The sequence below is a fragment of the Mycobacterium sp. NPDC050853 genome (assembly GCF_040653875.1).
GTDB lineage: Bacteria > Actinomycetota > Actinomycetes > Mycobacteriales > Mycobacteriaceae > Mycobacterium.
On record NZ_JBFAGW010000001.1, the window covers coordinates 1,129,947 to 1,148,647 of the forward strand.

An 18,701-nucleotide genomic window follows, 5' to 3' on the forward strand; every position below is an offset into this window, starting at 1 on the left:
GGCAAGATGCCGCGGCGCAGCTAGCCGATCGGCCCAGTGAGCTACTGGAGCTGTGCGGCGACGTCGAACTGGACGCCCTGGTTCCAGTTGGACCAAGTGCCCGGCAGCAGGAGGACGGTGCAGCCCTCTGGTGCTACCTCTCGGATGGTCTTCGCGGCGTGATCGACGGCCGTCATGCCGTCCCACAGCGCATAGGCGGGGTCGCCGTATTTGCCGTGTGCGTTGGTGGTGACGAACTTGATGGCGTCGAACAACAGCCGCACGAGGTCGGGCAGGATCGTGAACAGCTGCAGCGGGTTCAACGCTGCACCAAACACATTCGCCGGACCTGACGTCATCAACCCTGCCAGACGGGAGAGTACGCCCGCGATCGGGTCGTCGCTCGGAGCCTGCCCGAGTAGCTGCTGGAATGCTTGTTTTGGGAACGCGGTGAACAGGTAGATCGCGAAGTCCATTGTCAGCTCTGCGCGGGTGAGCAGCTCATAGAGCAGGAACAGTAGACCGCGTGCACGCGGATACCAGTCGCCCTCGATCGCATACGACCAGTAGCGGTCCCAGACCCACTGTGGTTGTGGCTGTTTCGAGATCCCTTGACCGGGATCGTTTCCGAGCAGGCTGCCTTCGGCGGGCATCGACGGGTCGCCGAACGTCGTCACGCCCACCACGTACCGGCGCCACTCGGTCGGCAGTGCATCCAGGAACTTGCGGACCGAGTCGCCGCCCATGCTGTAGCCGACGGGCCATATCGGGGTGCCCGCCATCGGCCGGTACAGGCGCATGGCTTCGTCGCGGAAGTCGTTGGTGGCCTTGACGAAGCTGTGCGCGGTCGGCGGGTTCAGGAAGGCGCGCGAGTCGGCCCAGACGCCCTGGATCGGGTACTTGGACTGTGGCGGGTTCGCCGGGGCTTCGACGTAGGCACCGATCGCCTTGCGCACCGCGAGGTCCGCAACCCCGTCCGTGCGCAGCGGTATCGATATCCCCATCCGCAGCAGTCGGTCCAACGACGCTATGTCGTTGTTCATGAACGTCGTGATGTCGACGATCGCGGCCTTCGTGGCGGCGTTGTACTTGCGGTCGACGGCGACGCCGTGCTCGATGGCGTGACTGTTCTTCGGGTAGGCGTGCACGAGCCGTCGTTCGATCTGCTCGACCGCATCCGACTCGTCGCCCTCGCCGTATCCGATCCACTTCCCGCCGGGCCCGTTCATGCTGCCACCTTCTCCGCGTCGAGCCACGCCTCGATATCCTCGCGAGCCGCAGCCTGTTTGGTTTTCGAGATGCTCGCCAGCAGCATCTTGGCGAGCTTGGCGTCCTCCTGCCGGCCCGGGTACTTGCCCGGCGCGTCGGTCGCCGTGGACACCTCCCACAGCAGCGCAATCGACGGCGTGTGGCCTTCCTTGGCGAGGGTGAGCACCGCTGTCAAATGGCTGTTGGCGTCGAGCGCGCGCGGAAGGTTCGCGCGCGTGTTCACGTTCCCCTCGCCCAGGTGCCGCAGCGGCGATGTCGACGGGATCGGTTCATTCTGTGCGCGAACGTAGTTGAGCACTTCCTGCCATTCGACCTGCGGCACCTGGGCCATGTCCTCGTCTCCTGTCGTGGGTTTAGATTCGATCTGTGTCTGGATGTCGGCGCGCAGAATGCGCATGTCGATAGCGCCGGGATCCCATTTGCCCTCGTCGGTCGCGGGATCGCCGTCGTCGTATTCCTGGTGCGAAATGCTGTGGCTCGCATCGACACCAAGGCGCCGGTCGATTGCCGCGTTGACCTTGACCAGAGCGTCGTACTGCGCAGCGGGCCATGAGCTGCGGTGCGGCTTACCCGCTACCCCACCACCATCGTTTTGGCATTCGACGCCGATGGTGCGCTGATTACCGGCACCCTTGCCCAAATCGGCGTACGCACCTGTCCCCGCGTGCCAGCAGACACCGACAGCGACCAGTTCGACCACACCATCGCGGCGTAGATGAATCTGCGACAGCGGGCCCGGCAGGTCCGCGCGTCCGTCCCAGATGGATTGCCATGTCGAGTTGTTACCGCCGGTGTGGTGGTTGACCACACCCCACAGTGAGCCCATGTCGCCGTGGCCGCGCTCGCGCCAGGTGATCGGCTCCCCCTCGCTGGTCTGCACCTCGCATTCGATGACGGTCAGGCCCTCGGCACGCAGCACATCAGCGAGCCAGATCGGGTCACCCGTCCACGGACCTGACGCCGGCGGGTTGACCGGTGGCGCCGCGGGCCCTTGCGCGAGTGCGCGGTTCACCACGTCCCAGGCTTCGTCCCACTTCTCGGCGTAGCGATCAGGGAATGCGCTGCGCTGCACGCTCTGCGCGAATTCCCCAGCTAGCCAGGGGTCATCGGCAGCCCGGGTGTAGTCATCGGGCAGCGCCGCCAGGAACATGTCTGCGGACTCAGCCAGCGTCATGCGCCTGCGCGCGCCATTGAGGTCACCGAACAGACCGCCCCAACCCCATGGTCGACCGGGTGCGCCCGGGAGTGACACCTGCTGCTGGAAACGCCCCGACGACAGGCCGTCGTCAGACTCCGAATCATGCTGGAACTGACGGGTTTGCGGATCCGCGGCATTCCACGGACACCACCACTGACGATTCCCGTCCTCATCATCATCGCCGACCTCTGTCGAAACAGTCATGCACGCGATGACGGTGGCCAGCACGTCCAGTCCGCGCCTGGTTGAGACCGCGTGTATCTCGCGGGCGATCTGCTCCCGCGTGCGCAGCGGCTTATCGGCAGTCCACACGAAGCTCATCGGCCACCCCCGCCAAGGAATGGGAGCAGCTGCTCAAGACGTTCGAGTAGTTGCCCGAACCGGCCATCGAACAGCCGGTCATCGAGCGTGCCCGGAATGATGTCGGTGAGCTTATCGACCGTCTCGTCGGCCTTGCGGGCGACCGCGGCAAGCTCCGCGCGAGCATCCTGACGGAAATCATCGAGAAACTTCGTCAACAGCTCACGGACAACCTCGCCGCAATACTTGCCGATGCTGTCGAACAGCTCCTTGCGCCACTGGGCGATTCGATCCCTGATCACCATCCGTGCCTGCCCTTCCCGATCTGTGGATCGAACTTGTCCATGCGGTCACTGACGTAATGGGCTGCCCACCAACCAATCCGGAATGACACAGCGGCCAGGGCGGAATAGAACGCTAGGTATTTGATGAGCTGCGACATCAGCCCATCTCCACGTAATCGAGTGCCGGACCAAACCTGCGTGGCCCCAACAGATCTTTGGAGCCCATCACCGACAGAATCAGCGACCGGTTGCCGGGGCCTTTCGCCGCGGTGTTACCGGTGTCGTCCCATTCCTCGAGCAGGCTGCCGTTGCGGCGGAACGTGTGCAGATTCCCGACGAAGGTGTGGCGGATGACGTCGCCCGCGCCGAACGTGCCCATCGGGCGGACCACGACGTCAAGGCTTGCCACGCGTCGTACGATCCGCAGCGTCGAGGAATCCATCTGCACACCGACACCGCCCGTGATGGCCGTGTTTGAGCCACGTCCCAGGACCGTGGTTTTGCACAGGTCTCCGGTCAGGCTCGGCCCCGATCCCTGGCTGCCGATACGGAACTCCACATAGCCGTCGTCTCGGTCGAGGGTCTTGGCGCTGTAGCGGGCGTGCGCGCCGTTCAATTGCAGTGCGAGCAGCCCGTCCGGGACCGCGAGACGGCACACATTGCTGACGACCCCCGGCTTGTAGTCGTCGATGCTGGCGCTGATCGCCCAGTTGGCGCCCAGGTCTCCGTCGGGGCGGTTGAAGTCATCCCGGATCCGGTTGGCCGACCACACCAGTGTGTTACCCAGGTATGCGCGAGGGATGGCCTTGCCCCCCAGCATCATTGCCTTGATGCCGGCGGCGCCGAGATTGATACCGGGCATCAGTCGCTCAGCAGGTAGAGGGTGTTGGGATCTTTAGTCGTGAGCGCCGCATAGGCGATCGAGGTCATCGGCACCATATCGACCTTGATGGCGTTGCCCGCACTGTCGTGTACCGTCACCACCCCGATACCGGCCTTGGCTGCGGTCACAGCACCGGAAGCCAATTGGGCTGTGCCCACTGCCGCGTCGTCGATGTTGACGGTCTTGACGCCCTTGGTGGCGATCCTGGTTGACGAGACCGCACCGGGCGCTAGCTTCGGCTCCGTGACCGCGTTGTCGGCCAACTTCTGTGTGCTGACAGCGTTGTCGTTGAGGGTCGAGGGCGCGACCTCGACGATCTCCTCGCGTACCTGCGGCGCGAACCGCTGCCCAACAGGCTTTGACATGTCCAGCGCTATGAACCGATCTGGCATGCCGTGGAGGTTATGGCGGCGCCGTGCAGCTACCGGCTGCCCAAAGCGCGTGCGAACGCATCGAAGTCCGCCTCCACTTCGGCCGGATCCTCAAACCCTGCCGGAGGCGCAGTTTTCGGCCGATACCCCTGGCCGTTGAGTTCCTGCGCCCCGGCCGGTGTCGGCGCATACAGCCGGTCCAACAGCTGATCACGGTCGTGCTTGTCTTTGGCCTCGTTGCCGGTGTGCAGCACCTCGAGCCACACCTTTTCGGCTTCGTCGATCAGCGCGTGCATGTGCGGCAGTTGCCGCATCGGATCAGCGATACCGTCGGCGCGCATCCGGGTGCGGATCGCGCGCCAGTGAGTAGCCGCCATCACGCTCAAGGTGATGACGGCAACGTAGGGCGGGCGGTGCCCCACGTCGCGATCGCGCGGGCGATCTTGCCGATGCTGTCGGCCGGCAAGTCCTCGGTCATCATCTTGGCCAGGATGCGTTCGTGCTCGCCGTCATCGACGTGGTTCTGGATGAACAACGTCAGATAGCCCTGCTTGGCGACCGCGTCGAGCTTGGCGTTCGATGACATCGCCAACGCCGGCACTGCGTTCGGCATCGGCCGGCGCGCCCTGACGATCCCCACGCCGGGCACATCGAGCGGCATGAATGGGCCAGTGGACGAGACAAGGTCGGCGTCGCCGAGTATGTCGTCGAAACTATCTGGCGGGTCGTACATTTGAGACCTCCGAGGCGAATACTGCGGATCTACTGAATTTTTCCGGGCACCAGAATCGACAGCGTGATGGATCGGCCAGACCACGAAGGTTCCTCCGAGGCAACGAAAGTGCGCTCACCGGTGGGCCGCGGCGGGGAAGGCAAGGCGGCGACGGCGCTATTGGATAGGTTGCCGTCCACGTTCGCGAGCTCGGCCATCCCGGTCGGCACGGTCTGCGCCAGGGTGCTCTGCGCGAGGTTATGCGGAATGTAGGACACACACAGCAGCAGTTGGCCCGCGCGGTCGATCGAGGGGCAGATGTGCCCGTCGTAGCGTTCCCACCAACGTTTGCGCAGCGACGACGCGAACTGCCAGCCCTCGTCCAGTGCGGGGTTCGCGCCGCGCACGGTGATCAGATGCGCGATGGACTCGGCCAGCAGAGCGTTGCCGAACGTGTAGGACGCCGGTTCGGTTGCCTTGGAGGCCCGCACATACACCTTCATGTGGGCATCTTCCCAGCCGCCGTCGCGGGCGTGGACCTGTATCCAGCCGATCTGCTCGGGCACGATGTCGCTGATCAAGCCGAACTGATTGGACACCACCGCAATCAGCATGTCGCCCAAGGCGGTACCCGAGGGCACATCGACGTCGGTGTGGAATGTGTTGTTCACCGAGTGCTCCACCCCGACAACGGTCGGGATCGATAGCGCCGGCGCATTGCCGACGCTCGGCGTCGCGTAGAGGTCCAGGCGGGTGCCGCCGGAGATGAACCCGGACTCGGTGTTCTGGTCGCCGCCGTCGATGGTGGTGCTCTCCCAAAAGTCGGTGCGGAACCGCACCTCGATGCGGCCATGAAATGTTTGGCCGGGCGCCACGAGGCTCCAGCCGCCCTGGTGCGGCATCAGGGGCACGCTGGCCGAGTTCTGCCGGATCTCGCTGACCCCGAATCCGCTGCCCATGGCCAGGATTCCGCCCTTGCCGATGTCGCCGCCGATACCGAACTTGCTGACCTCGGCCATATCCCAGGATGACGGCGGCGCCGCGGTGGCGGTGATGTCCCGGCCGTGCAGGGAAAGCAGGTAGCCGCGCGAGCGTGCCTGCAACGTCACCTGGGCGCCTTCGCGGGTGACCAAGCCGTACACGTACTGCGGGATCGGGGTGTTGTTCGTCCAGGACTGGGCGAGGGCGTGGACGGTGTCGTTTTTGTTGCCGCCGCCGGAGGTGTCGTAAGACTTGGACACCGAGGGGGTTTCGGCGCTTGTGAGGTGCCGCATCTGCATCCAGGGCTGCGGCGCGATCGCTCCCCCGATGATCGAGAAGTGATCGCTCATGCCGAGCCCACCGGCATCGAGAACGCGAGCAGCCGGGTCCAGCGTGCTTGGGCTTCCCAGCGCGGTTCGAATTCCGAGGGCGAGGTCCAGACGCCCGGGGTTTGGACGGCCGCCAAATAGCGGAAGTGCAACGATTCCTGCGGGTCGAGTTGGCCGATGTTGACCCACGCCTGGGAGCTGTCGCAGTCAGCGAAAAACCGTGCGTACAGCAGCTTGTCGGCCGCGTTCTCGGGCCGGTCGATCTGTACCCGGCCACCGAACGCGTCCTGGATGACCGACGGATAGTCGGCCGTCGGGGACTTACCCACAGCCCATGACCAGGCGTCGTGGATCACGACGGTGCCGGGGTTTTGGGCCACGATGCTGCGCGGCGCCCGAATCACCTGCACGGTGATGAACACCGGGTCTGGGGAGTTGTTGAACCAGGTCAGGTCGCCGTCGATCATCGTCACCGGGTCCGGTGAGCGGCTGATCGGCCCGTCCTTTTTCGACTGCAGGAATCGTTCTTCGACGATGCTGGGGAACCAGTTGCGGCGCATATCGAGCCCGTTGACAGTCGAGAGCATGAACTCCGATGTGCAGACTTTGATGCTCATCCGGTCACCACGTTTCCTTGCTGCGGGAACGCCCGTAGCTCGATGCGTGTCCAGTTGGCGTGGGCCTCGTGCTGCGGCTGGTTCTTGTTCGCGTTGTTCGACCACGGCGGCGGTGTCCACACGTAGCAGCGGTACCACAGGTTCAGCGTCGACTCCGGATCTAGCGGACCCACCCATTCGTCGGTGCTGTTGGCGTCGGCCCAGCGCCACTGGCGGCCCGGATTCGGTTCGGCCACACTGTTGGTGCCCAAGTCGATCGCTGATCCGGCCTGCGAGTTGTAGATGCCGGACGTCACCGGTATCCCGGCGTCGGCGTCTATGGCGGTGGTCCACCGGTCGCGGAACTGGATGGCGTTCGGATTCGAGGTGAGCCACGACCGCGGCCCGCGGGTCACCCGGATCATCACCATCTGCGGCAGCGGGGAATCGTTGCGCCACGACACTTTCTGATCGATCAGCAGCTTGCCGGGTAGCGCAATCAGTGGTGCGATGATCGACCCGTCGCCGCCCGATAAAGCGCGCACGTCCACGACAGGGCGCACCAGCGCCCACGGTTGCAGTCGCAGCTGCCCGGCGTCATCGGTGGTGAGGTTCTCCCCGATGCAGACGTTCGGCTCGGTGTACTCCGTGATCGGCACGGCGCCGAGGTTACGGAGGCGGGGTGAGCGCGGCGGCGAGAGTGGCGCCCTCGACGTCTGGCCAGTGCGCGACAAACGACTCTGTGCGGTAGAGGGCACCGGAGCTGGGCGAGACGACCAGCCAGGAGGTGCAGCCGGTCGCGTCATCGTCGTGGAAGATTGTGCGCAGCGCGATGGTCGGGTTCTGGGGGTAGTCAGGGTGTTTCTTGACTGATCCCTGCAGGTATCGATCCACGCCGGCAGGGTAGCGCCCGGCGGTGCCCCGACGCCCTCACTGGCTGGAGAACTCCGCGCGGTAGTCGGCGTCAGTCAGCACACGCACTTGCCCGGTCGATGACACCACAATCCAATGGCCGGCCATGGCCACGAGTTCGGTGGATGCGTCCCTGCGCATCAGCTTGATCCACCACTGCCGCGGGGACTGCACCTCTTGAAATCCGTGGATGATGCCGTAGTGCAGCTTCTTGGACGTGAGAAGCGAGTCGATCATGGCCAGTGTTTCGGCGGCTCTGGCGGGTGTCCCATCGAAATACATCGCCTCAAACGTGGTCTCTTCCAGCGGTGTTGCGGGTTCAAATGACATGGGCTCTCCTAGGGTTTGGGTTCGACGATGAGGTTGCGGTCAGCGAATGTGGCGGTGCTGGTGCTGGTCTTGTAGACGGCCTTGACGGTGGTGGTGCCGGGGGTCAGGCCGCTCAGATGCAGACGGCGCGAGATCACCCCGAACAAGCCAGATGCCACGGTGCGCCCGTAGGCGGCGCGGGCGTCGGCGGCGGCGGCAGTGTTGGCACCGGAGAGCGTGAACCCCATGAATCCGGTTTGTGCGGCGGCACCGCCGGAGGTGTAGGACGCCGAAACATCCACCGTGAGTTCGCCGCTGGCCGGGACATTCAAGGTCACCGATGGGCCGGTGGTCGTCAGATCGACGTAGGCCGCGGTGCTGGTGGTGCCCTGGGCTGCGGCGACGGTATTGGACACGATGCGCGAGGGGGTGCCGGTGTCCAGGAACGCGAACTGCGACATCGACCCGGGCAGCACCTGATCCGAGGATGCCAGGCCGCCGCCGCGATAGTTGGGCCCCATCAACGAGGTCGCACCCGAATCGTTGTAGGAGTCGAACGCGGCCCCGTTGACTCCGACGGTGAAGGTTCGGGCGGCATCGGAGGTCACGGTGAATGCGTTGAACGGGATAGCGGTACCGATCGTGCCCGTCTTCCAGACGGACTTCACCCCCGATGCGACCCGGCCCAGTTCGTAGTTGGTGACACCGGCCACGTCCCAAATCCGCAGGTAGACATAATCGGTGAACGCCGCGTTGGCGCGGATAATCAGCATGTAGCCGCCCGCGGCCCCGCCGGGCGGCACCGTGCGCCATTGCCCGGCCGCTGTCATCGAATCGGTTTGCGCGACCCCGGTATTGAGTTTGAGAGTCGGCAAGATGAGCGTGCCCATGGCGGTGAACGCCGCCGGCACCCCGGCGCGGGCGCGCATCCAAATCTTGCCCGGGCCACCGGTGGCGCCCTTGGTGAAGTTGCCGAGGAACCCGCCACTGCCGCCGGCGCCGCCGCCACCGATACCACCGACGCCGGCGTTGCCGGTACCACCGGATCCGGCGGTGAAGGTGTCGCCGAACGCCGACAGCGTTTGTGGACTAATGGTTTTACCGTTCTGGCCGCTGCCGCCGCGGCGGGCACCTTCACCGCCTAGCCCGCCAGCCACTGAAGCAACGACCGCACCCGAGGGACCGGTGATGGTCGAGGTATCGCCCGGGCTGCCGGTATCACCGAACCCCAGGCCCTCGTCTTGTCCACCGAGACCGCCGCCGCCAGCGAAGATCGAATAGGCGCCGAGCGCAACCGGGAAACTGCCCGTGGCCCAGGTGCCGGGATATCCGCCGATACCGAACTGCCCCGAGCCGCCCTCACCGGCACCGCCGCCACCAGCGGCGGGCGCCATCGCATATTCACAGCTGGCCGCCCAGGACGGCGGCGTGTACGGGGCCGTGCCAGGGCCGGTGAACACCGTGGTTTCGGCGGCGCGGAACGTGATCGACGCGTTGAATCCACCCACATCGGACAGAATGTTTTGCAGCGCGTTGATTGCGGCACCCTGGGCGTTGAGGGTATTGACCAGCGCGGCCATCGCCTCGTTGGCCTGCTCCTGAGAGGCCCGCGGCACGTTGTTGCCGCCGAACTGATTGAAAATCTGGGTAGGGATCGAGGCCAGCGCCGCCGCGAAACCCTCCGCCGCCTGACCTACCACACCGGGGGTGTTGCGGATCGCGTTGATACCAGCGTCGATCGCGCTCTGGGCACTGCTCTGGGCGGTAGCGGCGGCCGAGGATGCGGCACTGGCGTCGGCTATCGCAGTCGTCGCATTGGAGTTCGCGGTGTTGGCCGTGGATTTGGTACCGAGGAAATCGGACACTGACGCCGCGATGTTGGCCCACGAGCCCACGCTCAACCACGAGGTCCAATTGCCCAGTCCGGTGGCCGCATTGGTTCCGGCGGTGGCCGCTGTGCTCTTGGTGCCGAGCATGTCGGTGATCCAGGCGGTGACACTGCCCAGACCGAATCCGGTCAGTATGGACGTGAAGTTGCCGATCGCGGTCGAGGCGTTGGCTTTTGCATTGGCGATGGCCGTACCCAATGCCGACTCGCTGGATTCACCGCTGCCCGTGAGGACCGCCAGGATCTTGCCGAGGGCGGTGGTGGCGTTGGTGCCGGCGTTGTTGGCGATGCCGAGCGTCGCTAATGCCTCATTCCATTTGGTTTGCAGGAACGACGCAATGCCCGCCAGCGGCCCGCTGGCGCCTGTGACGGCCTCGGTGACCTCGTCGGGCGTGACGTACCCGCCGCGCGGGGTCAAGGTGTACTCGTTGGTCTTCGGCTCGGCGCCCCCCTCGAGTGGGGCCTGGCCCGGGGCGGTGAGCACTACCTTGCCGTCGCGCTCGGAGAGCACCCAGGAACCGATGCGTGCGGTAGTGCTGTTGAGCAGCTTGCGGAACCGTTCTTCGACGCTGCGCGCCCACTCCTGATCAGAAAGCGGCGCCCTGCCCGGGACCGGGCTCACCTTGTCACCATCGTCTGCGCCATGATCTCCACCAGCTCGGGCAGGTCGTCATTGACTGATGCCAGCGTGATCGCGGCATTGCCCTCGCCCGTCACGGTCACGTTCTGCAGCTCCATCAACCGCAACACCCCCAAGGCTTCAACCGTCACCCGCACCGAGGGCACCAATTGTGAAATATGCAGCGGCGCATCGGGATGCAACACCGCCCCGTCTGAGAGCACCAATGTGTCTTTGATCGCACCGGTGTAGCGCACGTACTGTTTGGCCGCCCGGTCCACGTTCGACACCCCGAACATGTCGTCGATGTTCACGACCGTCTGTAGCCGCAGACCGCCCATCGGGACACTGGCCCGCGACAGGTTGTCGCCGCCACGCAACAGCACATCGTTGTAGCTTTCGCCGCCATCACGCACGATCGAGAACTCCCCGCCAATGAAGTCTTGTTCACCGAGTGCGGCAATGGGTTTGGGCTGCGCAGGACCCAGAATCGGGACACCGGCCACGACGGTCCAGTGCAGACCGAGCTCGACTAGCCGATCGATCGACGCACTCATCAAGACTTCATCGGCGACGACGGAATGATCGAACCGATCACCGCGCGGATCCACACGCTCAATGGGTCGACTGTTGAGGCCGTGGTGGGCGATCATCGCCGCCCACATCTCGCCGGCGATCTTCGACGGATCTGCAGCGTCCCAGTCTTTGGTCATCGGGCAGCGTGTCCGGGTCATTAACGCCGACACGTCGCGCGCCGAGATCATGGTCCGGGAGCGGCTAGCGGTGACCCGTTGAATCGGTCCCGACCAATACAACTCGCGGCCGTGGGCGTCGAACACATCAATCCAGTGCAGCCACGGCGTGATGTCCAATGTCCGCCCCGAGTCGATCACGCTGGGCACCGATATCTCCGACCCCGACACCTGCCGCTGCTCGCGGGTCCATTTCAACGACACCTGATCATTGGCGAGGAACTGGTAGAGCTGCTTGCCGCTGGCGGTGCGTAGCGACACGATCTGCTCGGGACTCACGACCGGCATCGGTTAGGGCTCCCGGTCGGTGAGCGTCATGACGACATCGAATTCGGAGCTGCTTGCGCTCTGAATGATGAAGTCCCAGCATGTTTCGCGGTCGATGAGCGGGGGCCGCCACGGTGCACCGTTGGGGGTGGCGACGATGCCGACGCCGCGATGCTTGCGTCCGTCGTAGAGAGCCCAGTACCGGCCCGAGATGCCGTCGAGCACCAACTCGGTCAGGGGCGGTAGCGCGGACACCTGTAGCGGGAATCGGTTGTCTTCGCATCGCACGTCGGTGCCGCAGACCCGCAGGAATGCCTGCAGCGTCAATGGCGCCTCACCGAGGTTTCGGATCGAAATGCTGACCGCGGTGTCTCGGCAGCGGAATGCGTAATCCATGGTGGGGATGCGGAAGCTGTATTTGTCGATCTCCCCGACCGGCAGGCATCCGCCGCACACCGGCGGGGGCGTGTCCAGAATGGCGATCTCCTCGGGCACGCAGTCCGCGGAGAACAGCACCGGCATATCGGAGCAGGTGTCGGGCTTGTCGCAGTCGGCGGCGTGGATCCAGTTGACCGGCTGGCGGGTGATCTCGTCCCAATCCACCGGCACCTTGACCTGCGGCAGATAGGCGTACGGCGAGAGCACCGTCAACTCCCAGGTGATGCGGTACAGGTTGGCCTGGTGATGCTGGCCGGGCGCGGTGTTGTATTCCTGGACGATCCGTGGTTCTTTCGTGAGGACCACGCCATGTACCTCGCGCACCAGCGATGCGGGATCGACTCCTGAATGTGCCGGGCTGGCAGCGAAATAGCGCAGCACACTAGTGGTGTCGTCGGTGGTGTCGCGCAGGATGCAGGACAGCCAGTCCATGCCGAACTCGACGCCCGCGTGCGTGCAGGCCACCATCAAGGCTTCGAACACCAGGGTGCGCGGAAGGTCGCGGTGCGCTCCCGCGGCCCCGCCGGAACCGGTCATTTGGGTGATCGGGCGATCCACGGGTGTGGCGCCGAGGCCGTCAATTTTCATCACCCACACGCCGCCGAACTCGGCCGACTCGGGTAGTTCGGTGCTGTACCAGGGGGCAAGCTCGGGACGGTAGATGTTGTCGCCCAGGAACTCCCGCAGGCTCGGCCACGAATCGTCGTACGTAACCACAGTCGAACAGGATCCGCAGAGCGCCGCCGGGCCCCAGCAGGTGCCGTCAATCTCCAGCAGGCCTGGACCGTACCGGCGGGCGCCGTTCGGCGGGGTCCACAACCCTGGGCTTATCTGGACGGAGCTGTCTGGGATCTCGTACAGGCCAGGGTATTCGGTGGATTCGACCAGTGCGCAATCGGTGCCCGGGCTATCGCCGAACATGCCGATGTCGCTGGTCGGCTCATCGCGGCCGAGGTGGGCGATCACCCGGGAGCTGTTGGCGATCTCGACGCCGCCCAGGGTGAAGTATCCGCGGTAGGCCATCAGCTCATCAGCTCCAAGAGTCCGTCGCGCACGCCTCGGCCCGCCTCGGGGCCGCCGGCCACATGGATCTCGGCCTGCACATAGGTGGGGCTGCCGCCTGCCGCGCCGTTGGGATTGCGTTCAAGGGCCTGGATCATCCGCTCCCACTTCACCGTTTCCGATGGCGACAGCACCCGCTCCGGCGCGATGATCGCCTTCGGCATTAGGCCCACGCCCGATGCCACGCCGCCCTGGTCGAACGTTGCGCCACCAAAGATGGCCAGCAGGGGTGCGAACAGTCCGGTGAGTCCACCGGTCAGGGCACCGATGATCGCCAGCGGTATCTCGAGTGCCGCGGTGATCGGCGCGGCGATCAGGTTCTCGAGCAGGCCTCCACCGAAGATTGCGCCCACCGCGTCGGGGAAGTAGCTTTGCAGCCCTCCGGCGAGCATGTCGACGATCACCGACGCCGCGGAAATAGCGAACTGGCTGCCGATCTCGGCGATGATGTCCACCCCAGCCGCGCCGCCCGAGGAGATCAGCGACGACACGATGCCGCCCGCGCCCGGGGCAACGGAGTTCAGCCCGGCGCCTGCAGCGCCTGCACCGGCAGAAATCGCCGCGTTGGCAACCGCTTTCGCGATCGGCACGATGACCTTCTCGATGATGTACTTGATCAAGGCTTCGATGACGATCTTGAGGATGCGGATACGTTCCTGGGCCGCTTCTTCCTCGCTGGTGCTGGAGCGGTCGATGAGCGCGGAGGTGTCGTTCATCAGGCGTCCGCTGGCGTCGAATGCTTGGAATTCGCCACGGAATTGGCGGAACTCGTCGGTCATCTCGCCGAGGGTGTCGCGGGCCTCGATCTCCACACCCAGCACCTTGAGCAGGACACGCACCAACAGGTTGACGATGGCACCCAAGATCGGGATCTGGGAAACGCCAAAGAATTCCGCGCCGACCGTGTCGTTGACGTTGACGCCGCCGCCGGTGGCGAACCCGGGGGCAGCGTGCAGCGCGCGGCGGAACGCGTACACCCCTGCATGGCCGCCCATCGCCGCCACGTCGTCGACCGTGAGCATGTGTTCGTTCGGCATAGCCAGGATGGGCACCGAGTCCTTACCCGGCACGCCACCCCAGATCGGGCCGCCCGCCGCCAGGCCCGGCACGGCGGCACCTGCTGCCGTGCCGGCGGCGCTGCCTGCGCTGCTGGCCGCGATCTGCGCCAACTGGCTGGAAATGTCCACCAACTGGTCACGCACCTGCGCCGTCACGTCCTGCAGCTGCTCGAAGCCAGCTCGCATCTGCGCTTCCAAGCTGGTGAAGGACCGGTCGATCAACGCAGCCGTGTCGCTGTAAATCTGGCCTTGCGCATTGTATTTGGGTCCATCGTTGACCGTCAGATCATCGGCTTGGCCGTTGCCGCCGGTCCGGTTGTAGTCGCCCACCTGGTATCCGGCCAGCGAGGCCAGCGCGGCGGGATTGCGCTGCTTGAACAACTCACTGGTGCTGGCCACATCCTTGGGCAGTGGGCGGTTGCCCTTGCCCAACGCCGCGCTGAGAGCATCAGCGGATACGTCACCGAGAGACTGTCCGCCGCCCGCCAGCAGAGCCGACAGCATGTCCCCGCCCGCCCCGCCACGCATCTGGCCGTCGAAGTTCGTGACGTACACCGGCGTCACACCGCCCGCGCCTGCCCCCAAACCGGCGACGCCGCCAGGCAACTGGAGACCGCCCAGGCCGGTGGCTGCGCCTTCGGCGACCTTGGCGTGAACGTGGTCCTGGTGGCCGGCGACCGTGGAGCTGTTGCCGCCCAAGTCTTCCCATTTGTCGCGCCAGATCGTCGAATCCAAACCGAGCGCCGGGGCGTTGGCGCGGATCGACTGGTTGATGCGGTCTCCGAGCGCTTTGTCGTTGCCGACCATGATGTCCAGCGCCCGCCCGGACGGATGATCCGCGATCGCGTCCTGGCGGACACCCCCGATCTCGCGGACCTCGGGGAAGTTGGTGGTGATGAAGTCCCACAGTTGAGATGCGCCTGGCTGCAACCCCGCCTTGCTGCCCTTCGGTCCGACACCGGCCGGCAGTCCCATCAGTGCCCCGCCACCGCCTAGTGCGGTGCCCTTGCCGAGCTTCTCGCGGAACGTCTGCAACGAACTGATCAACGCGCTGTTGCTCGAATCGAGGGTGCCGGTGTATCCGCCGACGCCGACCACTTGCTCCACCAGTGCGGCGATAGCGTCGTCCCCGAGGGCTCCCCGCTTCTTGTTGCGGGCTGTCGTGATGGCTTTGATGACCGAATCGTTGGCATCCAACCCCGCCCCGGTCAGATCCGAGGTGAGGTTGCCCGTCTTGGCGAACGTCGACAGCAGTGCGGCGTACTGCGAGAATCCGCCACCACCCACCCCGAACCCCGCGCCACCGACACTGCCGACTCCTCGAGGCATGTAGCTGCTCGGATCGGCGCCGAGGAACTTCTCAGGATCGCCGCCCAACGCTTGGATCGCTGCAGCTGCCGCCTCGTAGCCGGGGTTGCGTGCCTTGATCGGGGTGCCGAACGGCCCCATCCGGCCCGCAGTGTTGCCCCCACCGGCCGTCGTGGTGTCGGAGGCGATCGACGATATCGCATCCGAGGTCGCCTGCAGTGGGCCACGATCCTTGCCCGCCAGCAGATCCCGAATCTGGCGCAACACTGCCAGCGCGGTGTTGTCGTCCAGGCCCGGCACACCGCCCAGCTCGCCCACGACGCCGCCGTCGGCGTAGCCCTGGCGGGACAGGCCTTTCCGGAAGCGGCTGTTGATGGCGTAGATGGCCGATGCCCCGCCCAGGCCGCGCACAGCCTCCGGGATCAGTACCCCCTCGCCGCCGCCCATCGGCACCAGCATGTTGTCGACCCCGGGCGACCAGCCGGGCAGCACACCACCATCAGCGCGGCCAGCAGGCAACGCGACAGCAGGACCACCACCGGCCTGTTGGGCCGCGATGAGCAAGGTGATGGTCTGCTTCTTGTACTGCTGGATCAGGGCGTCGATCTGCCCACGCGCCAGGTCGGTGTTGGCCTTGACCTCGATCTCGTTTTCCGAAACCTTCGTGATCTGCACGTCCAGGGACTGAAGATTCTTCATCAACTCCGGGGACGGGTCTTTGATCTTGACTTCGCCCTCGGGCAGTTCCTTGATGTCGGTGGCGAGCTTCTGCAGGTTCGCGGCCGCCGCGTCCACCTGCGGGATGGGTCCGACCCCGGCCAGGCGCCCGAAGCCCATGGGGCCGCCGCCGGTTACCGGGACAGGTGGCGGCAGCACGTTCTGCGCCACCCCGGGAGGCAAGGTGTTGGTCAGGAACACCGGCAGCGGGTTCTGCTGCGTCGGCGGCGCAGGGTTCGGGGTGGGCGGGGGCGCCGCAGCGGCCCCGCCGGGGTGCAGTGAGCTGTCGGGGAACGCCGGGCCGGGGTTGGCCAGGTTGATGCCGGGTATCGGCCCCGACGGCGAGATGATCGATCCATCCGGCCCGATGCTGTAGCCGGGGATCTTGCCACTGCGGATCTGGTCCGCGAGCTGTGGCGCGAGGTTCGGAGTCTTGAGCGAGGGCTGCATGATGACGTCGTTGCCGGTGATCCGGTTGGCCAGCTCAGGGGTGCCCGGCGCCATCTCCGGGCGATCGTGCTGGCGCTGCCAGCTCTGCTCCCACTCGGACTTGCCTTCCTCGAGCTGGCGGCGAGCATTCTCGAAGAGCGTGATGCCAGCGCCGATCATGGCGCCGATCGCCGCACCCCAGGGACCACCGATAGAGCCGCCTGCGATAGCGCCGCCGCCGATGTTGAGCGCCGCGCCGCCGAGCCGTGATGCGGTGCTCTCCGAGTTGGTCAGCTCGCTGCCGACGCCGAGCGCTACGCCGCCGATGGCCAGGCCGGCCAGTGCCTTGTTGATACCGCCGACGGCCACCCCAGCCCGCCCCGGCAAAAGGTCCAGGCTGGCACCGACCTTGTCCAGGCCGCCGAGCAGACCCGTGAAGCCGCTGATGGTCTTCCACGCCAAGAACGCGGTCACCACAGCCGAAATCCCGCCCGGCATTGAGGAAATGATGTCGGTGACGGTCTTCAGGACCGGCAGCAGCATGTCGGCCCACTGCCTGGCGCCGTTGTAGGCGTCGCCCAGGATCGAGCCGACGTTGCCCAGGATCTCGATCCATTTGGCGAGTTGTTCGCGGCCCTCGGTGAAGAAATCGATCAGCTTCTCTTGGCCCTGATCCGAGGCCAGGAACGTGGCCAACGCGCCCGACCCGTTATCGAGCGCCGCCAGCAGACCGCCGTCGCCGCCGGCGGCTTTCGTGATGGACGCGATGATCTTGCCGATGTTCAGCAGCGTCTCGCCCAGGTGGCCGGCGGCTTCGATGCCTTCGTTGATCCACTTGTCGAGGTTGCCGTTGTCGGCCGATCGGGTGATCCAGTTGTCGAATCGTGTTGTGACAGCGGTCAGCCCGTCGGCCAGGTGCGGCAGGAAATCGGTGCCCTCCGCCGCCGCGGTGCCCAGCCCGTGCAGCAACGGGTTGATGACAGCGTTAGCGCGGTTCTGCGCTTCGGCGGTGTTGCCGAAAATCTTGTCCAGGATCGCCTGGCTAGAGTCCAGACCTGCGACCCGGCCAAGCTCTTTGAACGTCGCGTTCCACGCACGGCTTATGCCGCCCAGCCCCTTCTCCAGGGTGGGTATCGACTTACCGGCCAGATCGGTGATTGTCTGGTCGATGCCCTCGAACATGTTCTGTGCGACCACATCACGCTGTAGCCGCTGCAATTCGGGAAACAGCCCCGAGACAGCTTTGACGGTGTCCTTCACCGCGGGGGCAAGGTTCGTCAACGACTCCAAGGCCTTCTTCGCGTCCTTGGGATCGCCGGACTGGAATGCCTTCCACGCGGCCTCGACCGCGTCGGACATGCCGACGAATCCGAGTTTCGCGGTAAGGACCGAGGACACGACGCCGCCGATCACGCCGGGCAGCACGAGGCCCGCCTGCGCGAGCTGTTGAACCGCGCCAGTGAGGTTGGTGACCGCTGTCGCCGCCGCCGGGAAGCTCCCCACAACGGCGGCGACCGCGTTCCATCCGGCCGCGCCCACGATGGGGCCGCCGAACCCGAAGAAGCCGCCCGAGCCAGATCGGCCGCGCGACAAGTGATTACCGCCGCCACCTCCACGGCCAGCGCCACCGCCGCCTGATTGTGGTGGCCCCGGTGTCGGGGCCGCTGCCGCCGCCGTGCGGGCCGCCGCATTGGCCGTCCACGCGGCTGTCTGGCGCTCGATTGCCCGGGTGGTCGCGTTGATCGAGCGCGTCGAAACGCCCTCGGCCACCCGCGCCTTCGCCGCCGTCTTGGTGTGCTCGTCTCCGACGTCCTCGACCGCGTCTGCGACCGTCTTGGCCGCCGCTGTCTGCTTGGCGCCGGAGGTTTCAGCCGCGCGGGCCGCCTCGGAATAGTCGCGTTCGATGCGTTCCAGCTGCTGATGAAGCCGCGCCATGACGGGCTCCATGTGCTTGCGCACAGCGGCGGTGATCTCATCGTCAAGGCTCGAACCGTCAATCGACAGGTCAAGACGAATCGAGCCGACGGGCGTGGTCACCGG

At 65.7% G+C, this 18,701-nt stretch carries 17 protein-coding genes; all 17 read right to left on the reverse strand.

Annotated elements, in window-relative coordinates; genetic code table 11:
- Positions 1-41: 41 nt before the first annotated feature.
- Genes AB0H22_RS05540 through AB0H22_RS05620 form a run of 17 tightly spaced genes read right to left on the reverse strand, consistent with a single transcriptional unit; the run spans position 42 to position 18,698 of the window.
- Entirely contained in the window at positions 42-1,208 is a 1,167-nt protein-coding gene (locus AB0H22_RS05540) for a cutinase (protein ID WP_358145272.1), read from the reverse strand.
- Positions 1,205-2,767 (reverse strand): N-acetylmuramoyl-L-alanine amidase, encoded by a 1,563-nt coding sequence (locus AB0H22_RS05545; protein WP_358145274.1) that lies wholly within the window; start codon positions 2,765-2,767, stop codon positions 1,205-1,207. Before AB0H22_RS05545 ends, AB0H22_RS05540 begins: the two co-directional genes overlap by 4 nt.
- On the reverse strand, positions 2,764-3,051 hold the full coding sequence (locus AB0H22_RS05550; RefSeq protein ID WP_358145277.1) for a hypothetical protein: 288 nt from the start codon (positions 3,049-3,051) through the stop codon (positions 2,764-2,766). Before AB0H22_RS05550 ends, AB0H22_RS05545 begins: the two co-directional genes overlap by 4 nt.
- Positions 3,045-3,188 (reverse strand): hypothetical protein, encoded by a 144-nt coding sequence (locus AB0H22_RS05555; RefSeq protein ID WP_358145279.1) that lies wholly within the window; start codon positions 3,186-3,188, stop codon positions 3,045-3,047. Before AB0H22_RS05555 ends, AB0H22_RS05550 begins: the two co-directional genes overlap by 7 nt.
- Positions 3,188-3,892 carry a hypothetical protein gene (locus AB0H22_RS05560; protein WP_358145281.1) on the reverse strand — a complete coding sequence of 235 codons (705 nt, stop codon included), beginning with the start codon at positions 3,890-3,892 and terminating at the stop codon, positions 3,188-3,190. The genes AB0H22_RS05555 and AB0H22_RS05560 overlap by 1 nt, the downstream gene beginning before the upstream one ends.
- Positions 3,892-4,305 carry a hypothetical protein gene (locus tag AB0H22_RS05565; RefSeq protein WP_358145283.1) on the reverse strand — a complete coding sequence of 138 codons (414 nt, stop codon included), beginning with the start codon at positions 4,303-4,305 and terminating at the stop codon, positions 3,892-3,894. The genes AB0H22_RS05560 and AB0H22_RS05565 overlap by 1 nt, the downstream gene beginning before the upstream one ends.
- Before the next feature lie 29 nt (positions 4,306-4,334).
- Complete coding sequence (locus AB0H22_RS05570; RefSeq protein WP_358145285.1) at positions 4,335-4,661, reverse strand: hypothetical protein; 327 nt, start codon at positions 4,659-4,661, stop codon at positions 4,335-4,337.
- A 5-nt stretch (positions 4,662-4,666) separates the two neighbouring features.
- Positions 4,667-5,017, reverse strand: a complete 351-nt coding sequence (locus tag AB0H22_RS05575; RefSeq protein WP_358145287.1) for a hypothetical protein — start codon at positions 5,015-5,017, stop codon at positions 4,667-4,669.
- Between the two features lie 29 nt (positions 5,018-5,046).
- Entirely contained in the window at positions 5,047-6,327 is a 1,281-nt protein-coding gene (locus AB0H22_RS05580) for a hypothetical protein (protein ID WP_358145290.1), read from the reverse strand.
- On the reverse strand, positions 6,324-6,923 hold the full coding sequence (locus AB0H22_RS05585) for a hypothetical protein (protein WP_358145292.1): 600 nt from the start codon (positions 6,921-6,923) through the stop codon (positions 6,324-6,326). Before AB0H22_RS05585 ends, AB0H22_RS05580 begins: the two co-directional genes overlap by 4 nt.
- Positions 6,920-7,561: a hypothetical protein gene (locus AB0H22_RS05590; protein ID WP_358145294.1), complete on the reverse strand. Its 642-nt coding sequence runs from the start codon at positions 7,559-7,561 to the stop codon at positions 6,920-6,922. The genes AB0H22_RS05585 and AB0H22_RS05590 overlap by 4 nt, the downstream gene beginning before the upstream one ends.
- Before the next feature lie 10 nt (positions 7,562-7,571).
- Positions 7,572-7,796, reverse strand: a complete 225-nt coding sequence (locus AB0H22_RS05595; protein ID WP_358145296.1) for a hypothetical protein — start codon at positions 7,794-7,796, stop codon at positions 7,572-7,574.
- Positions 7,797-7,832: 36 nt separating this feature from the next.
- Positions 7,833-8,144, reverse strand: coding sequence for a hypothetical protein (locus AB0H22_RS05600; RefSeq protein WP_358145298.1), 312 nt, complete (start codon positions 8,142-8,144; stop codon positions 7,833-7,835).
- 8 nt (positions 8,145-8,152) lie between these two features.
- Positions 8,153-10,633, reverse strand: a complete 2,481-nt coding sequence (locus AB0H22_RS05605; protein ID WP_358145300.1) for a hypothetical protein — start codon at positions 10,631-10,633, stop codon at positions 8,153-8,155.
- Positions 10,630-11,670, reverse strand: coding sequence for a hypothetical protein (locus AB0H22_RS05610; RefSeq protein ID WP_358145302.1), 1,041 nt, complete (start codon positions 11,668-11,670; stop codon positions 10,630-10,632). The genes AB0H22_RS05605 and AB0H22_RS05610 overlap by 4 nt, the downstream gene beginning before the upstream one ends.
- 3 nt (positions 11,671-11,673) lie before the next feature.
- Complete coding sequence (locus AB0H22_RS05615; RefSeq protein WP_358145304.1) at positions 11,674-13,110, reverse strand: hypothetical protein; 1,437 nt, start codon at positions 13,108-13,110, stop codon at positions 11,674-11,676.
- Positions 13,110-18,698: a hypothetical protein gene (locus tag AB0H22_RS05620; RefSeq protein ID WP_358145306.1), complete on the reverse strand. Its 5,589-nt coding sequence runs from the start codon at positions 18,696-18,698 to the stop codon at positions 13,110-13,112. The genes AB0H22_RS05615 and AB0H22_RS05620 overlap by 1 nt, the downstream gene beginning before the upstream one ends.
- Between the last annotated feature and the right edge of the window lie 3 nt (positions 18,699-18,701).